Genomic DNA, 959 nt, shown 5'->3' with positions numbered 1-959 from the left:
CCTGATAGCTTTTGGTTTACCACGCCATTCTATAATTTGATTGAGCGAGCGGATCACACGCTCAGCGGGGAGTGATAAGTCAGCATCTATTGTAAGTCCTTCGCGATTGAAATCATCAATCACATTAAACAAGCGACACCCTTTGCCATCAGATAATTGGTCGTGCATAAAATCCATTGACCAACATTCGTTAATGGCCTCAGGTACAGCTAATGGTTCAGGCTTCTCCCTTGTTAGACGTTTTCTAGGTTTTATTCGCAGATTCAACTCAAGCTCACGGTAAATACGATAAACGCGCTTATGATTCCATGTGTAGCCTTTAACATTGCGTAAATATAGAAAACATAAACCAAATCCCCAATTACGCTGACATTGGCTTAAATCCAATAACAACGCTGCAATTTCCTCATTTTCATCAGACAGTTTTGGCGTATAGCGATAGCATGTTTCACTTATCATGAAAGTACGACAGGCTAAGGAAATACTCATTTTATTTGTGCTAACGACTTCGTGTGCCAATACTTTGCGCTCAGAAGCCTTTACCACTTTTTTGCCATTGCCTCTTGAATGACCTCAGATTTTAGCCGCTCTTCAGCATACATTTTCTTTAAACGGCGATTTTCATCTTCAAGCTCTTTCATTCGTGTCATTAAAGACGCATCCATACCGCCGTATTTAGCGCACCATTTATAAAAGGTTGAATTGCCCATACCATATTCACGGCATAGCTCAGGGATTGGCGCACCGTTTTCGGCTTGCTTCAAAATAGCGAGGATTTGACTGCCTGTAAAATGTGCTTTTTTCATAATTTTCTCCTGTGTTTACAATAAGAGAAAATTCTACGTTTGGCTTCTATTATTTTTCGGGGGGATTACCGGATGATAAACAGGCTTTTGGTGCGCAGGCCATTCTTGATGTCTATTTCGAACGCTGGGAAATTGAAAATAGCTATGGAGAAA

General features: G+C 40.7%; 1 pseudogene. It reads right to left on the bottom strand.

The features are described 5' to 3' along the window. Positions 1-806, bottom strand: a pseudogene (locus GQR55_RS19955) (IS3 family transposase); the annotation flags it as partial. Between the last annotated feature and the right edge of the window lie 153 nt (positions 807-959).

Origin of the sequence: Pseudoalteromonas sp. Z1A8 (genome assembly GCF_011378855.1) — a bacterium.
Lineage (GTDB): Bacteria > Pseudomonadota > Gammaproteobacteria > Enterobacterales > Alteromonadaceae > Pseudoalteromonas.
The sequence above is the reverse complement of the archived record's forward strand: the minus strand, read 5'-3'. Positions and strand labels throughout refer to the sequence as shown.